The organism is Rhodanobacter soli (assembly GCF_039523495.1).
GTDB classification, from domain to species: Bacteria; Pseudomonadota; Gammaproteobacteria; order Xanthomonadales; family Rhodanobacteraceae; genus Rhodanobacter; species Rhodanobacter soli.
This window is the reverse complement of sequence record NZ_BAAAFK010000001.1, coordinates 3151125-3167595: the sequence shown is the minus strand read 5'-3', so window position 1 is coordinate 3167595 and position 16471 is coordinate 3151125. Positions and strand designations below refer to the sequence as shown.

At 65.8% G+C, this 16471-nt stretch carries 16 protein-coding genes; 10 read left to right on the top strand and 6 right to left on the bottom strand.

Translation table 11 applies throughout. From position 1 onward, the window contains the following. Nucleotides 1–77: 77 nt before the first annotated feature. Nucleotides 78–1082 (bottom strand): type I glyceraldehyde-3-phosphate dehydrogenase, encoded by a 1005-nt coding sequence (gene gap, locus ABD024_RS14325; RefSeq protein WP_343853950.1) that lies wholly within the window; start codon nt 1080–1082, stop codon nt 78–80. 165 nt (nt 1083–1247) lie between these two features. On the opposite strand from gap, the gene ABD024_RS14320 reads away from it, so the two are divergent. The 4 genes from ABD024_RS14320 to ABD024_RS14305 all read left to right on the top strand — a co-directional run bounded on the left by ABD024_RS14320 (nt 1248) and on the right by ABD024_RS14305 (nt 5322). Continuing rightward, on the top strand, nt 1248–2066 hold the full coding sequence (locus ABD024_RS14320) for a S1/P1 nuclease (protein WP_343853948.1): 819 nt from the start codon (nt 1248–1250) through the stop codon (nt 2064–2066). Between the two features lie 94 nt (nt 2067–2160). After that, nucleotides 2161–3627: a pyruvate kinase gene (gene pyk / locus ABD024_RS14315; protein ID WP_343853946.1), complete on the top strand. Its 1467-nt coding sequence runs from the start codon at nt 2161–2163 to the stop codon at nt 3625–3627. A 98-nt stretch (nt 3628–3725) separates the two neighbouring features. Continuing rightward, nucleotides 3726–4166 carry an energy transducer TonB gene (locus ABD024_RS14310; protein ID WP_343853944.1) on the top strand — a complete coding sequence of 147 codons (441 nt, stop codon included), beginning with the start codon at nt 3726–3728 and terminating at the stop codon, nt 4164–4166. Between the two features lie 151 nt (nt 4167–4317). After that, nucleotides 4318–5322, top strand: a complete 1005-nt coding sequence (locus ABD024_RS14305) for a class I fructose-bisphosphate aldolase (protein WP_343853943.1) — start codon at nt 4318–4320, stop codon at nt 5320–5322. Nucleotides 5323–5402: 80 nt separating this feature from the next. Here the strand turns inward: ABD024_RS14305 and ABD024_RS14300 are convergent, their stop codons facing one another. After that, entirely contained in the window at nt 5403–6002 is a 600-nt protein-coding gene (locus tag ABD024_RS14300; protein WP_343853940.1) for a porin family protein, read from the bottom strand. Nucleotides 6003–6207: 205 nt separating this feature from the next. Continuing rightward, nucleotides 6208–6861 (bottom strand): outer membrane beta-barrel protein, encoded by a 654-nt coding sequence (locus ABD024_RS14295; RefSeq protein ID WP_343853936.1) that lies wholly within the window; start codon nt 6859–6861, stop codon nt 6208–6210. 225 nt (nt 6862–7086) lie between these two features. On the opposite strand from ABD024_RS14295, the gene tkt reads away from it, so the two are divergent. Beyond that, the gene (gene tkt / locus ABD024_RS14290) at nt 7087–9096 is read left to right on the top strand and encodes a transketolase (protein WP_343853933.1); all 2010 of its coding nucleotides are present in this window, start codon (nt 7087–7089) and stop codon (nt 9094–9096) included. Nucleotides 9097–9163: 67 nt separating this feature from the next. On the opposite strand, the gene ABD024_RS14285 is transcribed toward tkt, so the two are convergent. Together ABD024_RS14285 and ABD024_RS14280 are read right to left on the bottom strand one after the other, a co-directional pair. Continuing rightward, nucleotides 9164–9802, bottom strand: a complete 639-nt coding sequence (locus tag ABD024_RS14285) for an HAD hydrolase-like protein (protein ID WP_343853930.1) — start codon at nt 9800–9802, stop codon at nt 9164–9166. Next, nucleotides 9802–10986: a phosphoglycerate kinase gene (locus ABD024_RS14280; RefSeq protein ID WP_343853927.1), complete on the bottom strand. Its 1185-nt coding sequence runs from the start codon at nt 10984–10986 to the stop codon at nt 9802–9804. Before ABD024_RS14280 ends, ABD024_RS14285 begins: the two co-directional genes overlap by 1 nt. 169 nt (nt 10987–11155) lie before the next feature. Between ABD024_RS14280 and maiA the strand changes: the two genes are divergently transcribed. After that, nucleotides 11156–11818, top strand: a complete 663-nt coding sequence (gene maiA / locus ABD024_RS14275; RefSeq protein ID WP_343853925.1) for a maleylacetoacetate isomerase — start codon at nt 11156–11158, stop codon at nt 11816–11818. A gap of 61 nt (nt 11819–11879) precedes the next feature. On the opposite strand, the gene ABD024_RS14270 is transcribed toward maiA, so the two are convergent. Beyond that, entirely contained in the window at nt 11880–12992 is a 1113-nt protein-coding gene (locus ABD024_RS14270) for a PilT/PilU family type 4a pilus ATPase (protein ID WP_343853922.1), read from the bottom strand. A gap of 84 nt (nt 12993–13076) precedes the next feature. Between ABD024_RS14270 and ABD024_RS14265 the strand changes: the two genes are divergently transcribed. The 4 genes from ABD024_RS14265 (at nt 13077) to ABD024_RS14250 (ending at nt 16399) form a co-directional block, all read left to right on the top strand. Then, nucleotides 13077–13637: a DUF4398 domain-containing protein gene (locus tag ABD024_RS14265; RefSeq protein ID WP_343853921.1), complete on the top strand. Its 561-nt coding sequence runs from the start codon at nt 13077–13079 to the stop codon at nt 13635–13637. Continuing rightward, nucleotides 13634–14275, top strand: a complete 642-nt coding sequence (locus tag ABD024_RS14260) for a hypothetical protein (protein ID WP_343853919.1) — start codon at nt 13634–13636, stop codon at nt 14273–14275. The genes ABD024_RS14265 and ABD024_RS14260 overlap by 4 nt, the downstream gene beginning before the upstream one ends. Before the next feature lie 364 nt (nt 14276–14639). After that, complete coding sequence (locus ABD024_RS14255; protein WP_343853917.1) at nt 14640–14867, top strand: HP1242/YdcH family protein; 228 nt, start codon at nt 14640–14642, stop codon at nt 14865–14867. 161 nt (nt 14868–15028) lie between these two features. Then, nucleotides 15029–16399 carry a pyridoxal-phosphate dependent enzyme gene (locus tag ABD024_RS14250; RefSeq protein WP_343853915.1) on the top strand — a complete coding sequence of 457 codons (1371 nt, stop codon included), beginning with the start codon at nt 15029–15031 and terminating at the stop codon, nt 16397–16399. Nucleotides 16400–16471: the final 72 nt, after the last annotated feature.

Sequence of the window (16471 nt, the reverse complement as noted above, 5' to 3'; positions counted from 1 at the left end):
TATCTGCGCAGGTTGGTCGATCAATAAAAAAACCGCGCCAGCCGGCGCGGTTTTTTTATCTCCGAAACAAGGTGGGCTTACTTGGTCGCGACGACGCGCACCATCTCCAGGCACTTGTTCGAGTAGCCCCACTCGTTGTCGTACCAGCTGACCAGCTTGACGAAGGTGTCATCCAGCGCGATGCCGGCTTCGGCGTCGAAGATCGAGGTGCGCGCGTCACCGCGGAAATCGGTGGCGACGACCTTGTCCGTGGTGTAGCCGAGGATGCCCTTCAGCGCACCTTCGCTCTGCGCCTTCATCTCCGCGCAGATCTCCGCGTAGGTCGCGGGCTTTTCCAGCTCGACGGTGAGATCAACCACGGACACGTCCGAGGTCGGCACGCGGAAGCTCATGCCGGTGAGCTTCTTGTTGAGCTCGGGGATCACCACGCCGACGGCCTTGGCGGCGCCGGTGGAGGAAGGAATGATGTTCTCCAGGATGCCGCGGCCGCCGCGCCAGTCCTTGTTGCTCGGGCCGTCGACGGTCTTCTGCGTGGCGGTGGCCGCATGCACGGTGGTCATCAGGCCGCGCTTGATGCCCCATTTGTCGTGCATGACCTTGGCGATCGGCGCCAAGCAATTCGTGGTGCAGCTGGCGTTGGAGACGATCGCCTCGCCCTTGTAGGTCTTGTCGTTGACGCCGTAGACGAACATCGGCGTGTCGTCCTTCGACGGCGCCGACAGGATCACCTTCTTCGCGCCGGCATCCAGGTGCTTCTGCGCGGTTTCCTTGGTCAGGAACAGGCCGGTGGATTCGATCACCACGTCGGCGTTCACTTCGTTCCACTTCAGGTTGGCCGGGTCGCGTTCCTGGGTCAGGCGGATGCGCTTGCCATTGACCACCAGGTGGCCGCCATCGACCTTCACGTCGCCCTCGAAGCGGCCATGCACGGAGTCGTAGCTCAGCATGTAGGCAAGGTAGTTCGGCTCCAGCAGGTCGTTGATCGCCACGATCTCGATGTCGTTGCTGAAATTCTGCACGGCTGCACGCAGCACGTTGCGACCGATGCGGCCAAAGCCGTTGATGCCGACCTTGATGGTCATGAGGGAACGTCCTCCTGAGGGCGATTGGGAATGTTGCGATGATGGATGGCAGTCGCGGGCCGCGATGCCGGTGTTTCAATCGCGAAATCTTACAATGAAAGCGCCCGGATGGCCCGCGCCAGATCGTCGCCATGGCAGACTGCGGGTTTTGCGCCGGTAGCCGCCATGTCCATTTCAAGTCGCTTGTTTGCCTTCGCGGCAGCCGTGTTCGCGGTGGCGCCATCGGCCCAGGCTTGGGGACCGCTCGGCCACAGCGTGGTCGCCGAGCTGGCGCAGCGACACCTGGATCCGGCTGCCGAGGCCGAGCTGGAGCGCCTGCTGGCGCCGGAGCACACGCAGCGGCTGGCCGACGTGGCCAACTGGCCCGACCAGATCCAGGACGATCCCGCGCGCGCGGCATTGTGGAAACAGACACGCGGCCAGCACTACGTCAATTTCCACAGCGGCAGCGCTTGTGACTACGTGCCGCCGCGCGACTGCCGCGACGGCCGTTGCGTGGTGGCCGGCCTGCAGTATTACGTCGGCGTGCTCGGCGATCGCGGCAAGCCGGACAGCGCACGCCGCGAGGCGCTGAAGTTCGTGGTGCATTTCGTCGGCGACATCCACCAGCCGCTGCATGCCGGCTACCGCGACGACAAGGGTGGCAATACGTACCAGGTGCAGTTCGACGGCCGGGGCAGCAACCTGCACAAGGTGTGGGATTCGGGGCTGCTGTCCAGCCGCGGGCTCGACGAACAGGCCTATGCGCAGGCGCTGGATTCGGCGGCACCGGTGAACCTGCCGGTGCCGGTCGCGCCACTGGACAACCCTTACGCGCAATGGGCCGAGGAGTCCTGCCGGATCACTGCCGAAGCCGGGTTCTATCCGGCCGGTCACAAGATCGACCCGGCCTACGTCAGGGCCGAGCTGCCAGTGGCCGAGTTGCGCCTGCGCCAGGCCGGTCGGCGCTTGGCCGCGGTGCTCAACCTCGCCCTGGCGCGGTAGCTCGGAGGCGCTGTCTGCGCGCCAGTGCACATCGACGGCATGCATACGAATGCAGGGTGCTGGCGTGCCACGCGGCATCTGCTAGCCTCGGCACATGAACGAGAATCCCCTGCGCCGCACCAAGATCGTCGCCACCCTGGGCCCCGCCACCGACGTGCCGGGCATGCTCGAACGGATCATCGCCGAAGGCGTCAACGTCGTCCGACTGAACCTCTCGCACGGACAGCCGGACGATCACCGCGCGCGCGCCAATGCGGTGCGCGCGGCGTCGGCCGCCGCCGGGTGTGAAGTCGGCATCCTGGCCGACCTGCAAGGCCCGAAGATCCGCATCGAGACCTTCGCGAACGGGCCGGTGGAATTGGTCGACGGCGCATCGTTCGTGCTGGATTGTCGCCCCGACGCACCACCCGGCGACGCTACCCGCGTCGGCGTCAGCTATTACAACCTGCCGCGTGACGTGCACGCCGGCGACGTGCTGCTGCTGGACGATGGCCTGGTCGCGCTGAGCGTGCAGGAAGTGGCTGGAGCCGAGGTGCGTTGCAAGGTGCTGATCGGCGGCAAGCTGTCCAATCGCAAGGGACTCAACCGGCAGGGCGGCGGGCTCTCGGTGACGGCGCTGTCGGACAAGGACAAGGCCGACATCAAGCTGGCCGCCGAGATCGGCGCCGACTTCCTCGCGGTGTCGTTCGTGCGTTCGGCCGAGGACATGCACCAGGCGCGCCGGCTGCTGCACGAAGCCGGCGGCAACGCCGCGTTGGTAGCGAAGATCGAGCGCGCCGACGCGATTCCGGTGCTGGGCGAAATCATCGACGCCTCCGACGTGGTGATGGTGGCGCGCGGCGACCTCGGCGTGGAGATCGGCGACGCCGAGCTGCCCGGCCTGCAGAAGAAGATCATTCGCGAATCGGTGCAGCGCAACCGCGCGGTGATCACCGCCACGCAGATGCTGCAGTCGATGGTGCGCTCGCCGATCCCGACCCGGGCCGAAGTGCTCGACGTGGCGAACGCCGTGATCGACGGCACCGACGCGGTGATGCTGTCGGAGGAAACCGCCGCCGGTGCGCATCCGGACAAGGCGGTGGCGGCAATGCGCCGGATCTGCCTTGGCGCCGAACGCCAGTTCGAGCCGAAGGAAGACCTGTCCGGTAACCACCAGCTGGACCGTACCGACCAGGCGATCGCGTTGGCGGCGATGCTGTTGGCCGGCCAGCTCGGCGTGCGTGCGATCGTGGCCCTGACCGAATCCGGTGCCACTGCGCAGTGGCTGTCGCGGTATCGCTCGGCGGTGCCGATCTACGCGCTGTCACCGCTGGCCGATGCGCGCCGGCGCATGCTGCTGTTGTGCGATGTGCAGCCGGTGGCGTTCTCGCATGAGGGCCTGAGCTCGGTGGCCACCACCCGCGCCGCGGTGCAGCAGCTGTTTGCGCAAGGCCGCCTGAGCGAAGGCGACCGCGTGGTGCTCACCCACGGCGACCACGTCGGCCAGGGCGGTGGCACCAACACGCTGAAGTTGCTCTCGGTCGGCGCCGACGGCATGGTCGAAAGCCTGCGCGATCTGTGAGGCTGACGCGTGGCTGTCTGGTCGGCTGCGCGTTGACTGGCGCTGGACGACAGCGCGGCTACACTTCGTCTCAGCCACATCCGGCCCAGGAGAACGCCATGAAATCCATGTTTCGCCCGCTGCGCCAGGGTTTGCTGTTGGCACTGGCGCTGGGCTTCGTCGCGCCGGTGCTGGCGCAGGTGCGCCAAATCGACCAGCAGGACTTGTACCGCTACTGGATCCTGCTCAATACGCAGGTGAAGATGGATGTGCCCAACAGCGGGTTGAACCTGGACAAGCCCGGCTGCGCGGCGGTGACCTATACGGTCGGTTCCGACGGCGTGCCGATGAACGTGCAGGTGGTCAAGGTGGCGCCGAAGAGCGATCTCGGCCCGGCGGCGCGCAGCGCGGTCGCCAATTTCCGCTACGGTCCGTCGCTGAGCAACCGCATCGGCGAGCCGGTCGCCACCTATTACGTCGTGCCGTTCAATGCGCCCAAGGATCCGGTCCAGCGCCAGCAACTGCTGGACCAGTGCAAGCTGCCCGGCTACACCCCCTGAATAATCGGTGCGATCTCGTCCGGTCCCGCCGCGCTCTGGCGCTTGCGGCCGCCAATCTGGCCTATAATTGACGTTTTGAACCGTGCCGCTTCGGCCCCGAGGCGGCTTAAACCATGTGCGGGCGGGCAAGCCCCCGTACCACGGAGTCGTCATGAGTATTGAAGATCTCGAAAGCATCGCTCTGGCGATGGTCGCGCCCGGCAAGGGCATCATCGCCATCGACGAGTCGACCAACACCATCAAGAAGCGCTTCGAGGCCGTCGGCATCGAGAACACTGAGGAAAACCGTCGCGCCTACCGTGAGCTGTTGCTGACCACGCCGGGCCTGAACGAGCACATCTCCGGTGCGATCCTGTACGACGAGACGATCCGCCAGTCGACCCGGGACGGCGTGCCATTCACCACGCTCATGAAGAAGGCCGGCATCATCCCCGGCATCAAGGTCGACAAGGGTCCGGTGCCGCTGGCCGGCTTCCCTGGCGACGTGGTCACCGAAGGCCTCGACGGCCTGCGCGAGCGGCTGCAGGAATACGCGAAGCTGGGCGCCCAGTTCGCCAAGTGGCGCGCGGTGATCAACATCTCCGAGGAAAACCCCAGCTCCACCGCGATCGAGGCGAACTGCCACGTGCTGGCCCGTTACGCCGCACTGTGCCAGGAAGCCGGCCTGGTGCCGATGGTCGAGCCCGAAGTGATCATGGACGGCGATCACAGCATCGAGGTCAGCTACGAAGTGCACGAAGCCGTGCTGCGCAGCCTGTTCAACGCGCTGTACGAGCAGAACGTGATGCTGGAAGGCACCATCTTGAAGATCAGCATGGTCATCCCGGGCAAGGATTCGGATGAGCCGGCCGATGTCGAGGAAGTGGCCGAAGCCACCGTGCGCGTGCTGAAGTCGACCGTGCCGGCCTCGCTGCCGGGCATCGTGTTCCTCTCCGGTGGCCAGACCGACGAGCAGTCCACCGCTCACCTCAACGCGATGAACCGCATGGGCCCGCATCCGTGGCCGCTGTCGTTCTCCTACGGCCGTGCCATGCAGCAGGCGGCGTTGAAGCTGTGGTCGAAGGACATGAAGGCGAACTACGCCGACGCGCAGAAGACCGTGCACGCCCGCGCGCGCGACAACGGCCTGGCCGCGCTGGGTCAGTGGAACGGCTGATCGCCGCGCCATCCGTCGTGCAAAAAGAAACGGGCGCCGCGAGGCGCCCGTTTCGTTTCATCCTTGTGCAAACAGAGGAATCAGAAGCGGTATTCCGCGCTGACCGAGACCATGTCGGTGCTCAGGTCCACCCGATCCTTCTTCGCGTTGTAGTAGTCGTAGTTCAGGCCGAGGCTGACGTTGTTGCTGAAGTCGTAGCCCACGCCGGCACCGGCGTACCAGCTGGTGTCGTTCAGGCCCTTGCGCACGGGGTTGACGTCGTTGCTGAGGCCGTGACCCTTCCAGCCGTAGAGACCGGTGCGTGCGCTGACGTACCAGTTCGGGCTGACGTTGAAGTGGCCATTCACGCCGGCGGTCCAGCCGTGCAGCTGCGATTTGCCGTTTTCAACGACCGGCTGGCTGTTGAAGATGTTCTTCGGATGAATGTTGCCCAGGTCGTTGTAGCCCACCTCGGCGCCCAGAGCGACCGACGGGTTCAGCGCCCAGCGGTAGCCGCCGTTGATGCCGTAGCCGGTGTCATGGTCGTCGTACGGGCCATGGTTCAACGAGGTCTGGCCGACATTGCCATTGATGAACCAACCGCCATTTTGGGTCCGCGCGCTCTGCGCGAACACGGCGGGAACGGCCAGCAGGCCGGCGGAAGTGAAGGCGAGGGCGAGCAGGGTCTTTTTCATTTTCATGGAAGTTTCTCCGGTTGTTGTCATGGCAGTCGGCCCAGTGGGGGAGTGGCCGCTGCTGGCGGTGCGCCGCCCAAGTCGGTTGGCGACACCTGACCCTTAGATGGGTCGTGGTCCGAAAGATTCAATACCGATAAGTTCAGTATTAAGCCAACGTTAATCCGGGCGAGATGGCGAGGAAACCCGCGTCATCCCGCCGTACCCGGACTCAGAAGCGGTATTCGGCCGTCAGCGACGCCGTATCGGTGGACAGGCTGATGCCGTCTTTCTTGGCGTGGTAGTAGTCGTACGCCAGACCCACGCCGAAGTGGTTGTTGATGTCGTAGCCCACACCGGCACCGGCGTAGTAGTCGACCTTGTCCAGCTTGTGCCGGTTGATGTCCTGGTTGGCGTAGCCGTGGCCCTTCCAGCCATACACACCGGTGCGCCCGCTGACATACAGGCCCTGCCAGACGTTGATCTTGCCATTCACGCCGGCGGTCCAGCCGCGCAGCGCATTGCGCTGGTCCTTCAGATTGACCGGGTTGTCATTGAACGCATTCTTCAGCTTGAAGTTGCCGAGATCGTTGTAGCCGGCGTCCACACCGAGCCCGAGATCCTCACCGACTTTCCAGCGATAGCCGCCGGTGATGGCATAGGTCGTCGGGTGGTCGTTGTACGGGCCCTTGTTCACATGGGCCTGACCCACGCTGCCGTCGATGAACCAGTTGCCGCTGCCGATGGCTTGGCCCGGCTGGTAATTGCCGGTGGTCGGGGCGGTGCCGTCGCTGGTCACCGGAGCGGGCATGTTGTCCTGCGCCAGGGCAGGCAGGGTGCACAAGGCGGCGGAGGCGATGGCGAGGGCAATGAGCGTCTTTTTCATGGGGAACTCCTCTTCTATTGAACCGGGCCGCGGATCGTGGGGACGACGCGCGGTCGGGCAGCGCCTGGGGATGGCTCTGCGGGGCGTAGTGATAGCGGGACGATGCTGAAGCTCGCTGAACCGTATGGCCTGGGGTTAAGCGGTTATTAATCCCGCCGCCACGAGCGACAGCCAGAGGGCATATCGGCGACAATGGGCGCTTTTGCACCCTCCGGAGACTGCCCGATGACCACCCGCCGCGAACTCGCCAATGCCGTGCGAGCCCTTGCCATGGACGCCGTGGAAGCGGCCAAATCCGGTCATCCGGGCATGCCGATGGGCATGGCCGACATCGCCGAGGTGCTGTGGAACGACTTCCTGCACTTCAATCCCGCCAACCCGCAGTGGTTCAACCGTGATCGCTTCGTGCTGTCCAACGGCCACGGCTCGATGCTGCAGTACGCGCTGCTGCACCTGAGCGGTTTCGACCTGCCGATGGATCAGCTGAAGCGTTTCCGCCAGCTGCATTCGAAGACCGCCGGCCACCCGGAAGCGAGCGAAACGCCGGGAGTGGAGACCACCACCGGGCCGCTCGGCCAGGGTCTGGCGAATGCGGTCGGCTTCGCGCTGGCGGAGAAGGTACTGGCGGCGCGTTTCAACCGTCCGGGCCACGATGTGGTCGATCACCACACCTACGTCTTCCTCGGCGACGGCTGCCTGATGGAAGGCATCTCGCACGAAGTCGCCTCGCTGGCCGGTACCTGGCAGCTGGGCAAGCTGGTGGCGATCTACGACGACAACGGCATCTCGATCGATGGCGAAGTGCATGGCTGGTTCACCGACGACACGCCGGCGCGCTTCGAGGCGTATGGCTGGAACGTGATCCGCGGCGTGGACGGGCATGACGCCGAGGCGATCAGGCAGGCCATCGCCAGCGCCACTGCACAACACGACAAACCCACCCTGATCTGCGCGAAAACCATCATCGGCTTCGGTGCACCGAACAAGCAGGGCAAGGAAGAGAGTCACGGCGCCGCGCTGGGCAAGGACGAAATCGCCGCCGCCCGTGCGCAGCTGGGCTGGCAGCATGCTCCGTTCGAGATTCCCGCCGAGATTTATGCCGGCTGGGATCACAAGGCCAAGGGTGCCGCCGCGGAGCAGGGCTGGAACGACGCGTTCGCGAAGTACGCCGCCGCGCATCCGGAACTGGCCGCCGAGTTCAAGCGCCGCCTCGCCGGCGAACTGCCGGCCGACTGGGCCGAGAAGTCGCAGGCATATATCGCGAAGCTGCAGGCCGAAGGTCCGGAAGTGGCCTCGCGCAAGGCCTCGCAGATGAGCCTGGACGCGTTCGGCCCGCTGTTGCCGGAACTGATCGGCGGCTCAGCCGACCTGGCCGGCTCCAACCTTACCAAGTGGAAGGGCAGCCTCGACGCCGCTACCGGCAACAGTGCGGACGGCAAGGGCAACTACGTCTATTACGGCGTGCGCGAGTTCGGCATGACCGCGATCGCGAATGGCCTGGCCCTGCACGGCGGCTTCATTCCCTACGATGCCACCTTCCTGGTGTTCTCCGACTACGCCCGCAACGCGGTGCGCATGAGCGCGCTGATCCCGGCGCACGCGATCCACGTCTACACGCACGACTCGATCGGCCTGGGCGAGGATGGCCCGACCCATCAGCCGGTCGAGCACATGGCGTCCTTGCGCTACATCCCGAACAACCAGCTGTGGCGCCCGTGCGACGCGGTGGAATCGGCGGCGTCGTGGAAGGCGGCGATCGAGCGCAAGGGCGCGCCGTCGTGCCTGATCTTCTCGCGGCAGAACCTCAAGCACCAGCAGCGTAGTGCGCAGCAGGTGGCCGACATCCTGCGCGGCGGTTATGTGCTGTCCGATCCGCTGGACACAAAGTTCCAGGCGATCCTGATCGCCACCGGCTCGGAAGTGGAGCTGGCGATGGAAGCCTCGCGCGCGCTGGCGCAGCAGGGCGTGGCCGTGCGCGTGGTGTCGATGCCGTGCACCGAGGTGTTCGATGCGCAGCCACTGGAGTACCGCGAAGGTGTGCTGCCGCTCTGGTGCCGCGCCCGCGTGGCGGTGGAGGCGGCGACCGCCGACTTCTGGCGCAAGTACGTGGGCCTGGACGGCGAAGTGGTCGGCATGACCACGTTCGGCGCCTCGGCTCCCGCGCCGCAGCTGTTCGAGCATTTCGGTTTCACCGTTGCCCACGTCGTCGACGCGGTGAAGCGCGTCGTGCGCTAGGCGCGAGTTCCTTCAGCCACAAAAAAGCCGCGGCACGCCGCGGCTATTTTTTCGTGCACCGGCAAGCTCAGGCGAGCAGCAGCCGGGCCAGTTCGTCCGGCGTCGCCGCAATGGCATGAGCCCCGGCCTGCTCCAGTTCCGCGCGGCCGCCGAAACCCCACAGCACGCCGAAGCCACGTACCCGGTTGGCGACCGCGCCGTCGATGTCGAAGTGACGGTCGCCGATCATCACCGTGTCCACCGGATCGGCACCGAAGTCCGTCAGCGCCTCGGCGATCATCGTGGCCTTCTCGCTGTGTGCGCTATCCGGGTGCGGACCGTACAGGCGCAGGAACGCCTCGCCGAACGACAGATGGGCGATGATCGGTGCGGCGTGGCGGTGCGGCTTGCTGGTGACCACGGCAAGCTGATGGCCGGCGCCGCTCAACCGCTCGATCAGCGCCTCGATGCCCGGATAGATCTCGTGCTCGCGCCAGCCGAGCGTGTTGAAGCGCTCGTAATAGTACGCCACCGCGGCCTCGATGCGTTCGGCGTCGTGATCCAGCAGCGGCGCGAAGCTGTGCCGCAGCGGCGGTCCGATCCAGCGGCGCAATTCCGCATGTGCCGGTGCCGGCACGTCCAGCCGCGCCAGCGCATGTTTCACGCAGGCGGTGATGCCGTGCTCGGAATCGATCAGGGTGCCGTCGAGGTCGAACAGGCAGAGCATTACTTCGCGGCCCGCGCCTTCAATGCGGTGACCGCCGGCAGTTCCTTGCCTTCGAGGAATTCCAGGAAGGCGCCCCCGCCGGTGGAGATGTACGACACCTGGTCGGCGATGCCGTACTTGTCGACCGCCGCCAGGGTGTCGCCGCCGCCGGCGATCGAGAACGCGTTCGAGGCGGCGATCGCCCGCGCCAGCGTCTCGGTGCCTTTGCCGAACGCGTCGAACTCGAACACGCCGACCGGGCCGTTCCACACCACGGTGCCGGCCTTGGCGATCAGCGCGGCATAGAGTTCGGCGGTCTGCGGGCCGATGTCCAGAATCATCTCGTCCTCGTCGACTTGGTCGACCGGCTTCACCGTGGCCGGAGCCTGCGCGGAGAACGCCGGCGCCACCACCACGTCGACCGGCATTGGCACTTCGGCGCCGCGGCGCCTGGCGTCAGCCAGCACTTTCTTCGCGGCGTCGATCAGATCGGGCTCGTACAGCGAGTTGCCGACCGAGTAACCCATCGCGGCGATGAAGGTGTTGGCGATGCCGCCGCCGACGATCAGCTGGTCGACCTTGCCGATCAGGTTGTCCAGCAGGGTCAGCTTGGTCGATACCTTGGAGCCGGCCACGATCGCCAGCAGCGGATGCGCCGGGTGCTCCAGCGCCTTGCCCAGCGCATCGAGTTCCGCGCTCAGCAGCGGGCCGGCCGCGGTGACCGGGGCGTACTTGATCACGCCATGGGTGGAAGCCTGGGCGCGGTGCGCAGTACCAAACGCGTCCATCACGAAGATGTCGCACAGCGCGGCATATTTCTTCGCCAGCGTGTCGTCGTCCTTGCCCTCGCCGACGTTCATGCGGCAGTTTTCCAGCAATACCACTTCGCCCGCGGCCACCTCCACGCCGTTGACCAGATAGTCGGCCACCAGCCGCACCGGCTGGTCCAGCTTGCTGCTCAGCCACAGCGCCACCGGCGCCAGCGAGGACTCGGCGTCGAACTGACCTTCCTTCGGCCGACCCAGGTGCGACATCACCATCACTTTCGCGCCGGCGTCGCGGGCAGCCCGGATCGTGGGCAGGGCGGCGTCGAGGCGCTGGGTGGAGGTGATCTGGCCGCGATCGTCGATCGGCACGTTCAGATCTTCGCGGATCAGCACGCGCTGGTCGCGCAAATCGAGGTCATTCATGCGGATGACGGACACGGCGGAACTCCGGCAAGAGGGTGGGAAACGGCCCGAATGGGCGGTAACCGACTATTGTCCGGTCCGCCGGGTGCCGATGCAAACGGCGCGGGTCGAGGCGCGTTGCGGCGCGCCATGTGCCCGGCCCACACTGTGGCAAACTGCGGTTATCCGTCGGGAGGGGTGGCTCATGGCTAGCGGGTTGGTGCTCTACGGCTATTGGCGTTCCAGTGCCGCGTATCGCGTACGCATCGCGCTGAATCTGAAGGGCTTGAGTTACGAAACGCGGCCGGTGCACCTGGTGCGCGACGGCGGCGAGCAGCACGCGCCGGACTACCGCGTACTCAATCCGCAGGAGCTGGTGCCGTGCCTGTGCGACGGCGACCGGGTGATCACCCAGTCGCTGGCGATCATGGAATACCTCGACGAGATGCACCCGGAGCTGGAGACGGCCCTGCTGCCGGTCGATGCGCGCGGGCGCGCCCAGGTGCGCGCGCTGGCGATGGCGGTGACTTGCGATATCCATCCGCTGGGCAACCTGCGCGTCCTGCAGCGGCTCGAGGCGCAGTTCGGTGCCAGCGAAGAACAGCGCGCGGAGTGGTCGCGGCACTGGATCGGTGCGGGCTTCCAGGCGATCGAGGTGATGCTGGGCGACAGCGTGGCAACCGGCCGGTATTGCCACGGCGAAACGCCGAGCATGGCCGATGCCTGCCTGATACCGCAGGTCTACAACGCGCTGCGCTGCAAGCTGCCGATGGACGATTACCCGACCATCTCGCGCATCTACCGGTCCTGCAACGAACTGGAAGCGTTCCAGCGCGCGGCGCCGGAAGTGCAGCCGGACGCGCCTTGAGTCAAGCCGGGGAGCGGAAACCCGGGAACGGGTAGGGTGTCGGTGTTGCCGTTTCCGCTCTTCAGAAGCCCATGCCGTACGGGTCGTTGCCGACCAGCTCCTCGTCATTGGAGCCGCCTTCGGCGAGGCGGATCTTCAACGCCAGGCCGTCGCGCGAGTCGGACTTGTTGAGCGCTTCCTCCAGCTCCACGCGACCGTCCTTGTACAGCCGGTACAGCGACTGGTCGAAGGTCTGCATGCCTTCCTGCAGGCTGCGGTCCATCGCTTCCTTGATCTCGTGGATCTGGCCGCGGCGGATCATGTCGCGGATCAGCGGGGTGTTCAGCAGCACCTCGGCGGCCGGGATGCGGCGGCCGTCCTTGCCGATCACCAGGCGCTGGCTGATCACCGCGCGCAGGTTCAACGCCAGGTTCATCAGCACGTTCTTGTGCGCCGACTCGGGGAAGAAGTTGAGGATGCGCTCCAGCGTCTGGTCGGCGTTGTTGGAATGCAGCGTGGCCAGGCACAGGTGGCCGGTTTCGGAGAACGAGATCGCCGCCTCCATCGTGTCGGTGTCGCGGATCTCGCCGATCATGATCACGTCCGGCGCCTCGCGCATCGCGTTCTTCAGCGCCTCGTGGTAGCTGTGTGTGTCCAGCCCCACCTCGCGCTGGTTGACGATCGACTTCTTGTGCCGGTGCAGGTATTCGATCGGGTCCTCGATGGTGAGGATGTGCCCGGGCGAATTGGTGTTGCGCTGGTCGATCATCGCCGCCAGCGTGGTCGACTTGCCTGAACCGGTGGCGCCGACCACCAGGATCAGGCCGCGCGGCTCCATGATCAGGTCACGGAAGATGCCGGGCAGCTGCAGCTGGTCGATGCTGGGGATCTCGCTCTTGATCGCGCGGATCACCATGCCCACTTCGCCGCGCTGCTTGAACACGTTGATGCGGAAACGGCCGGCTTCCTTCACCGCCAGCGCCATGTTCAGCTCCAGGTCGCGTTCGAACTGCGGTACCTGGCCCTCGTCCATCAGCGAATAGGCGATCTTCTTGACCATGCCGCTGGGCAGGCCGGTGTTGCCCAGTGGATACAGCTTGCCCTCGACCTTGATATTCACCGGGGCGCCGGTGGAAAGGAACATGTCCGACGCGCCCTTGTCTACCATAAGCTTGAGGAAGTAGCCGATGTCCACGAATGACCCCTGTTTGCGAAATGCGCGTTGCAATGATGGATTATGCCCGCCCACAATACGCTGCGACACACCATGAGGAATGTGATGTACATCTTTTCCCCGCCGGCCGGATCCCCGCGCCGTATCCGCACGGTCATCGCCGTTCTGGTGCTGGCTCTGGCGCTGACCGGCTGCGCCTCGGTACCGCCGCCGAATGATTCGATGAATCAGGCGCAGAACCAGCTGCAGATGGCCCGCGATGCAGGCGCGGCGGATTATGCGCCGGTCGACCTGGGCTTTGCGCAGGACAAGTTCCAGCAGGCGCAGGCGGCCATGGCCGAACGCAAGTACGCCGACGCGGCCAGCCTCGCCGAGGAGTCGCGGGCCGATGCCGAACTGGCCCAGGCCAAGGCCCGACTGGGTGCGGCGCGGGCGCAGATCCAGCGCAAGGTGCAGGAAAACACCCGCCTGCGCCAGCAGGGTGAACAGGCGGCGGCCGCCGGGCAGACGCAGGACGCGGCTCCGGCCCCGGCCAGCGCACCCCCCACCGAGGACATGCCGGCACCGTCGTCGTCGATCCTGTCCGCGCCGCCAGCCGACGGTTTCCAGACCGTGCCCGACGCCGTCCAGCAACCTGCCACGAATTCCCAGGGAGGCCAGCCATGAAGCGCTCCACTGCCACTCTTGCCGCGATCACGCTGGCGCTGGCCAGCCTCGGTTCGGCGCACGCCCGGCAGGATGACATCGACATCAACCGGTTGACCGGCAGCCTCAACCAGCTCGCCGACGACCCCGGCATGGGCAATTACGCGCAGGCCGAACAGGCGCGCGCCCGCGATGCGATCAACCGGCTGGCCCAGGCCAGCTCACGCGAGCGGCCGCATGTGCTGTACCTGGCCGAGCGCCGGGTCGACCTGGCCAAGACTGCCGCGCAACTGCAGGACGCCCAGATCAAGCTGACCCAGCTCGACCGCGAGCACGACCAGATCCTGCTCGACAACAGCCGGCGCGATGCGGAACTGGCACGGCGCGAGCTGGAACGCCAGCGTCTGCAATACCAGCTGGCGCAGGAAGAGTCTGCCCGGCTGCAGGCGCAGGGGCTGGAATATTCGCAGGCGGCCGAGCAGGCGCGTGCCGAAGCCGATCGCGCGAAAAAGCTGGCGGCGGCGCAGAGCAAGGTGGCCAAGGCTGCCCGGCGCCAGGCCGAGCTGGCCGCGCAGGCGGCCAAGGCCATGCGTTCGCAGATGGAAGACGCCGACAAGCCTGCCGAGGCGGCCCCGGATACGTCAAAAAAGCACCCTTGACGCGACCCCGGCAGGGCGCTGGACGCCCTGCCGACGCCCACGTCCGTGTGTCTGGAGGCGGCTCGCCCGGGTTTCGGTTAGCTAAATGTAAAATACTGTTTTGACAGCTTTTTCGCGGGAGCCCCCGGGTTTCGCCAAGGGTCCTCGAAAGGCTTGCAGCCCCCTGACCGGGGGAGTAGGGTCGAAGTCCCACGGGGCATCCAAGCCGCGTGGGCCACTGACCCGAATCATGCGCTTATCCCATGTTTCCATGAGTCACCCGCTTCCCGGTATGCCGGCGCGGGTCGTGGGTGCGTGCATGCATTCAACGTCTGCGGATGCTTCCTGTCGCATCCGCACGTCAAACTCGCGAGGAGGTCGGATCATGTTTGAAAACCAGCAGCGTGATGATGTCGAGGCATTGATGAAGGCCGACGCCGAATTCCGGCGGCTCTACCAGCACCACCGGGAACTCGACAGCAAGGTGCACGACGCCGATATCGGCGTACTGCCCATCGACGATGTCACCCTTGCCAGCATGAAGAAGGAAAAACTGCTGGCCAAGGCGCGACTCGAACGCATGTGGGCGAACCGCGCGCATCTCATCCACTGACACTGCGGTTTCACGCAAACGCGGCCCCGGGCCCTTCCCCGTGTATCGGGAAGGGTGCCGGGGCCGCCGCGTCTGCGGCGTGCGGCCGGGCCACTCGGTTATCATGGCGATCCTGCAGCCGCGGCATCGCCCGAAGCTGCTTTCCCAGTGACGGAGTCCCCATGACGGTCCACCAGAGTGTCCTCGAGCTGATCGGACGTACCCCGATGGTGCGCGCGCAGCGCCTCGACACCGGGCCGTGCGGACTGTTCCTCAAGCTGGAGAGCGCTAACCCCGGCGGCTCGATCAAGGACCGCATCGGCCTGTCGATGATCGAGGGCGCCGAGAAGGATGGCCGCATCCGCCCGGGCGACATCCTGGTCGAAGGCACCGCCGGCAACACCGGTCTGGGCCTGGCCTTGGTCGCGCAGCAGAAAGGCTACCGCCTGATCCTGGTGGTGCCGGACAAGATGAGTCGCGAGAAGATCTTCAACCTCAAGGCGATGGGCGCCGAAGTGGTGCTGACCCGCTCCGACGTGGCCAAGGGCCACCCCGAGTACTACCAGGACATGGCCGAGCGGATCGCCCGCGAGACACCCGGCGCCTACTTCATCAACCAGTTCGGCAACCCCGATAACCCGGCTGCGCACATCGCCAGCACCGGGCCGGAAATCCTCGAGCAGATGGACGGCAAGGTCGACGCGATCGTGGTCGGCTGCGGCTCCTCCGGCACGCTCAGCGGCCTGTCGAAATTCTTCGCCGAGCACTCGCCGCAAACCGAACTGATCCTGGCCGATCCGGTCGGCTCGATCCTGGCGCAGTACATCAACGAGGGCACGCTCTCGACCAAGTCCGCCAGCTGGATGGTCGAGGGCATCGGCGAGGATTTCCTGCCCAGCATCAGCGACTTTACCCGGGTGAAGAAGGCCTATGCGATTCCCGACAAGGAGAGCTTCCTCACCGCCCGCGAACTGCTGGCGAAGGAAGGCATTCTGGGCGGCTCGTCCACCGGCACCCTGGTCGCCGCGGCGCTGCGCTACTGCCGCGAGCAGACCACGCCGAAGCGCGTGGTGACCCTGGTCTGCGATACCGGCAACAAGTACCTGTCGAAGCTGTACAACGACTACTGGATGCTCGACAACGGCTTCATCGAGCGCGAGCGGCACGGCGACCTGCGCGACCTGCTGCTGCGCCCGTTCGCCCAGCGCGACACCGTGGTGGTCGGCCCGAACGAACTGCTGATCACCGCGTACAACCGCATGAAGCTGTACGACGTGTCGCAGCTGCCGGTGATGGACGGCCGCAAGCTGGTCGGCATCGTCGACGAGTCCGACGTGCTGATCCATGTGCACACCGACGGCGCGCGTTTCCGCGACCCGGTGTCGACCGCGATGATGACCAACCTGCAGAAGCTCGACGTGCATTCGCCGGTCGAATCGCTGTTGCCAGTATTCGAGCGCGGCCATGTCGCGATCGTGGTCGACGGCGACGATTTCCTCGGTCTGATCACCCGTATCGATCTGCTGAACTGGCTGCGCCGCAAGGTGGACTGAGCGGTTTGCCCGGCAGGGCGCCGCTCCGGTACATCAAAAATTCACGTGGCCCCGCCAAAATGGCCGTACCTG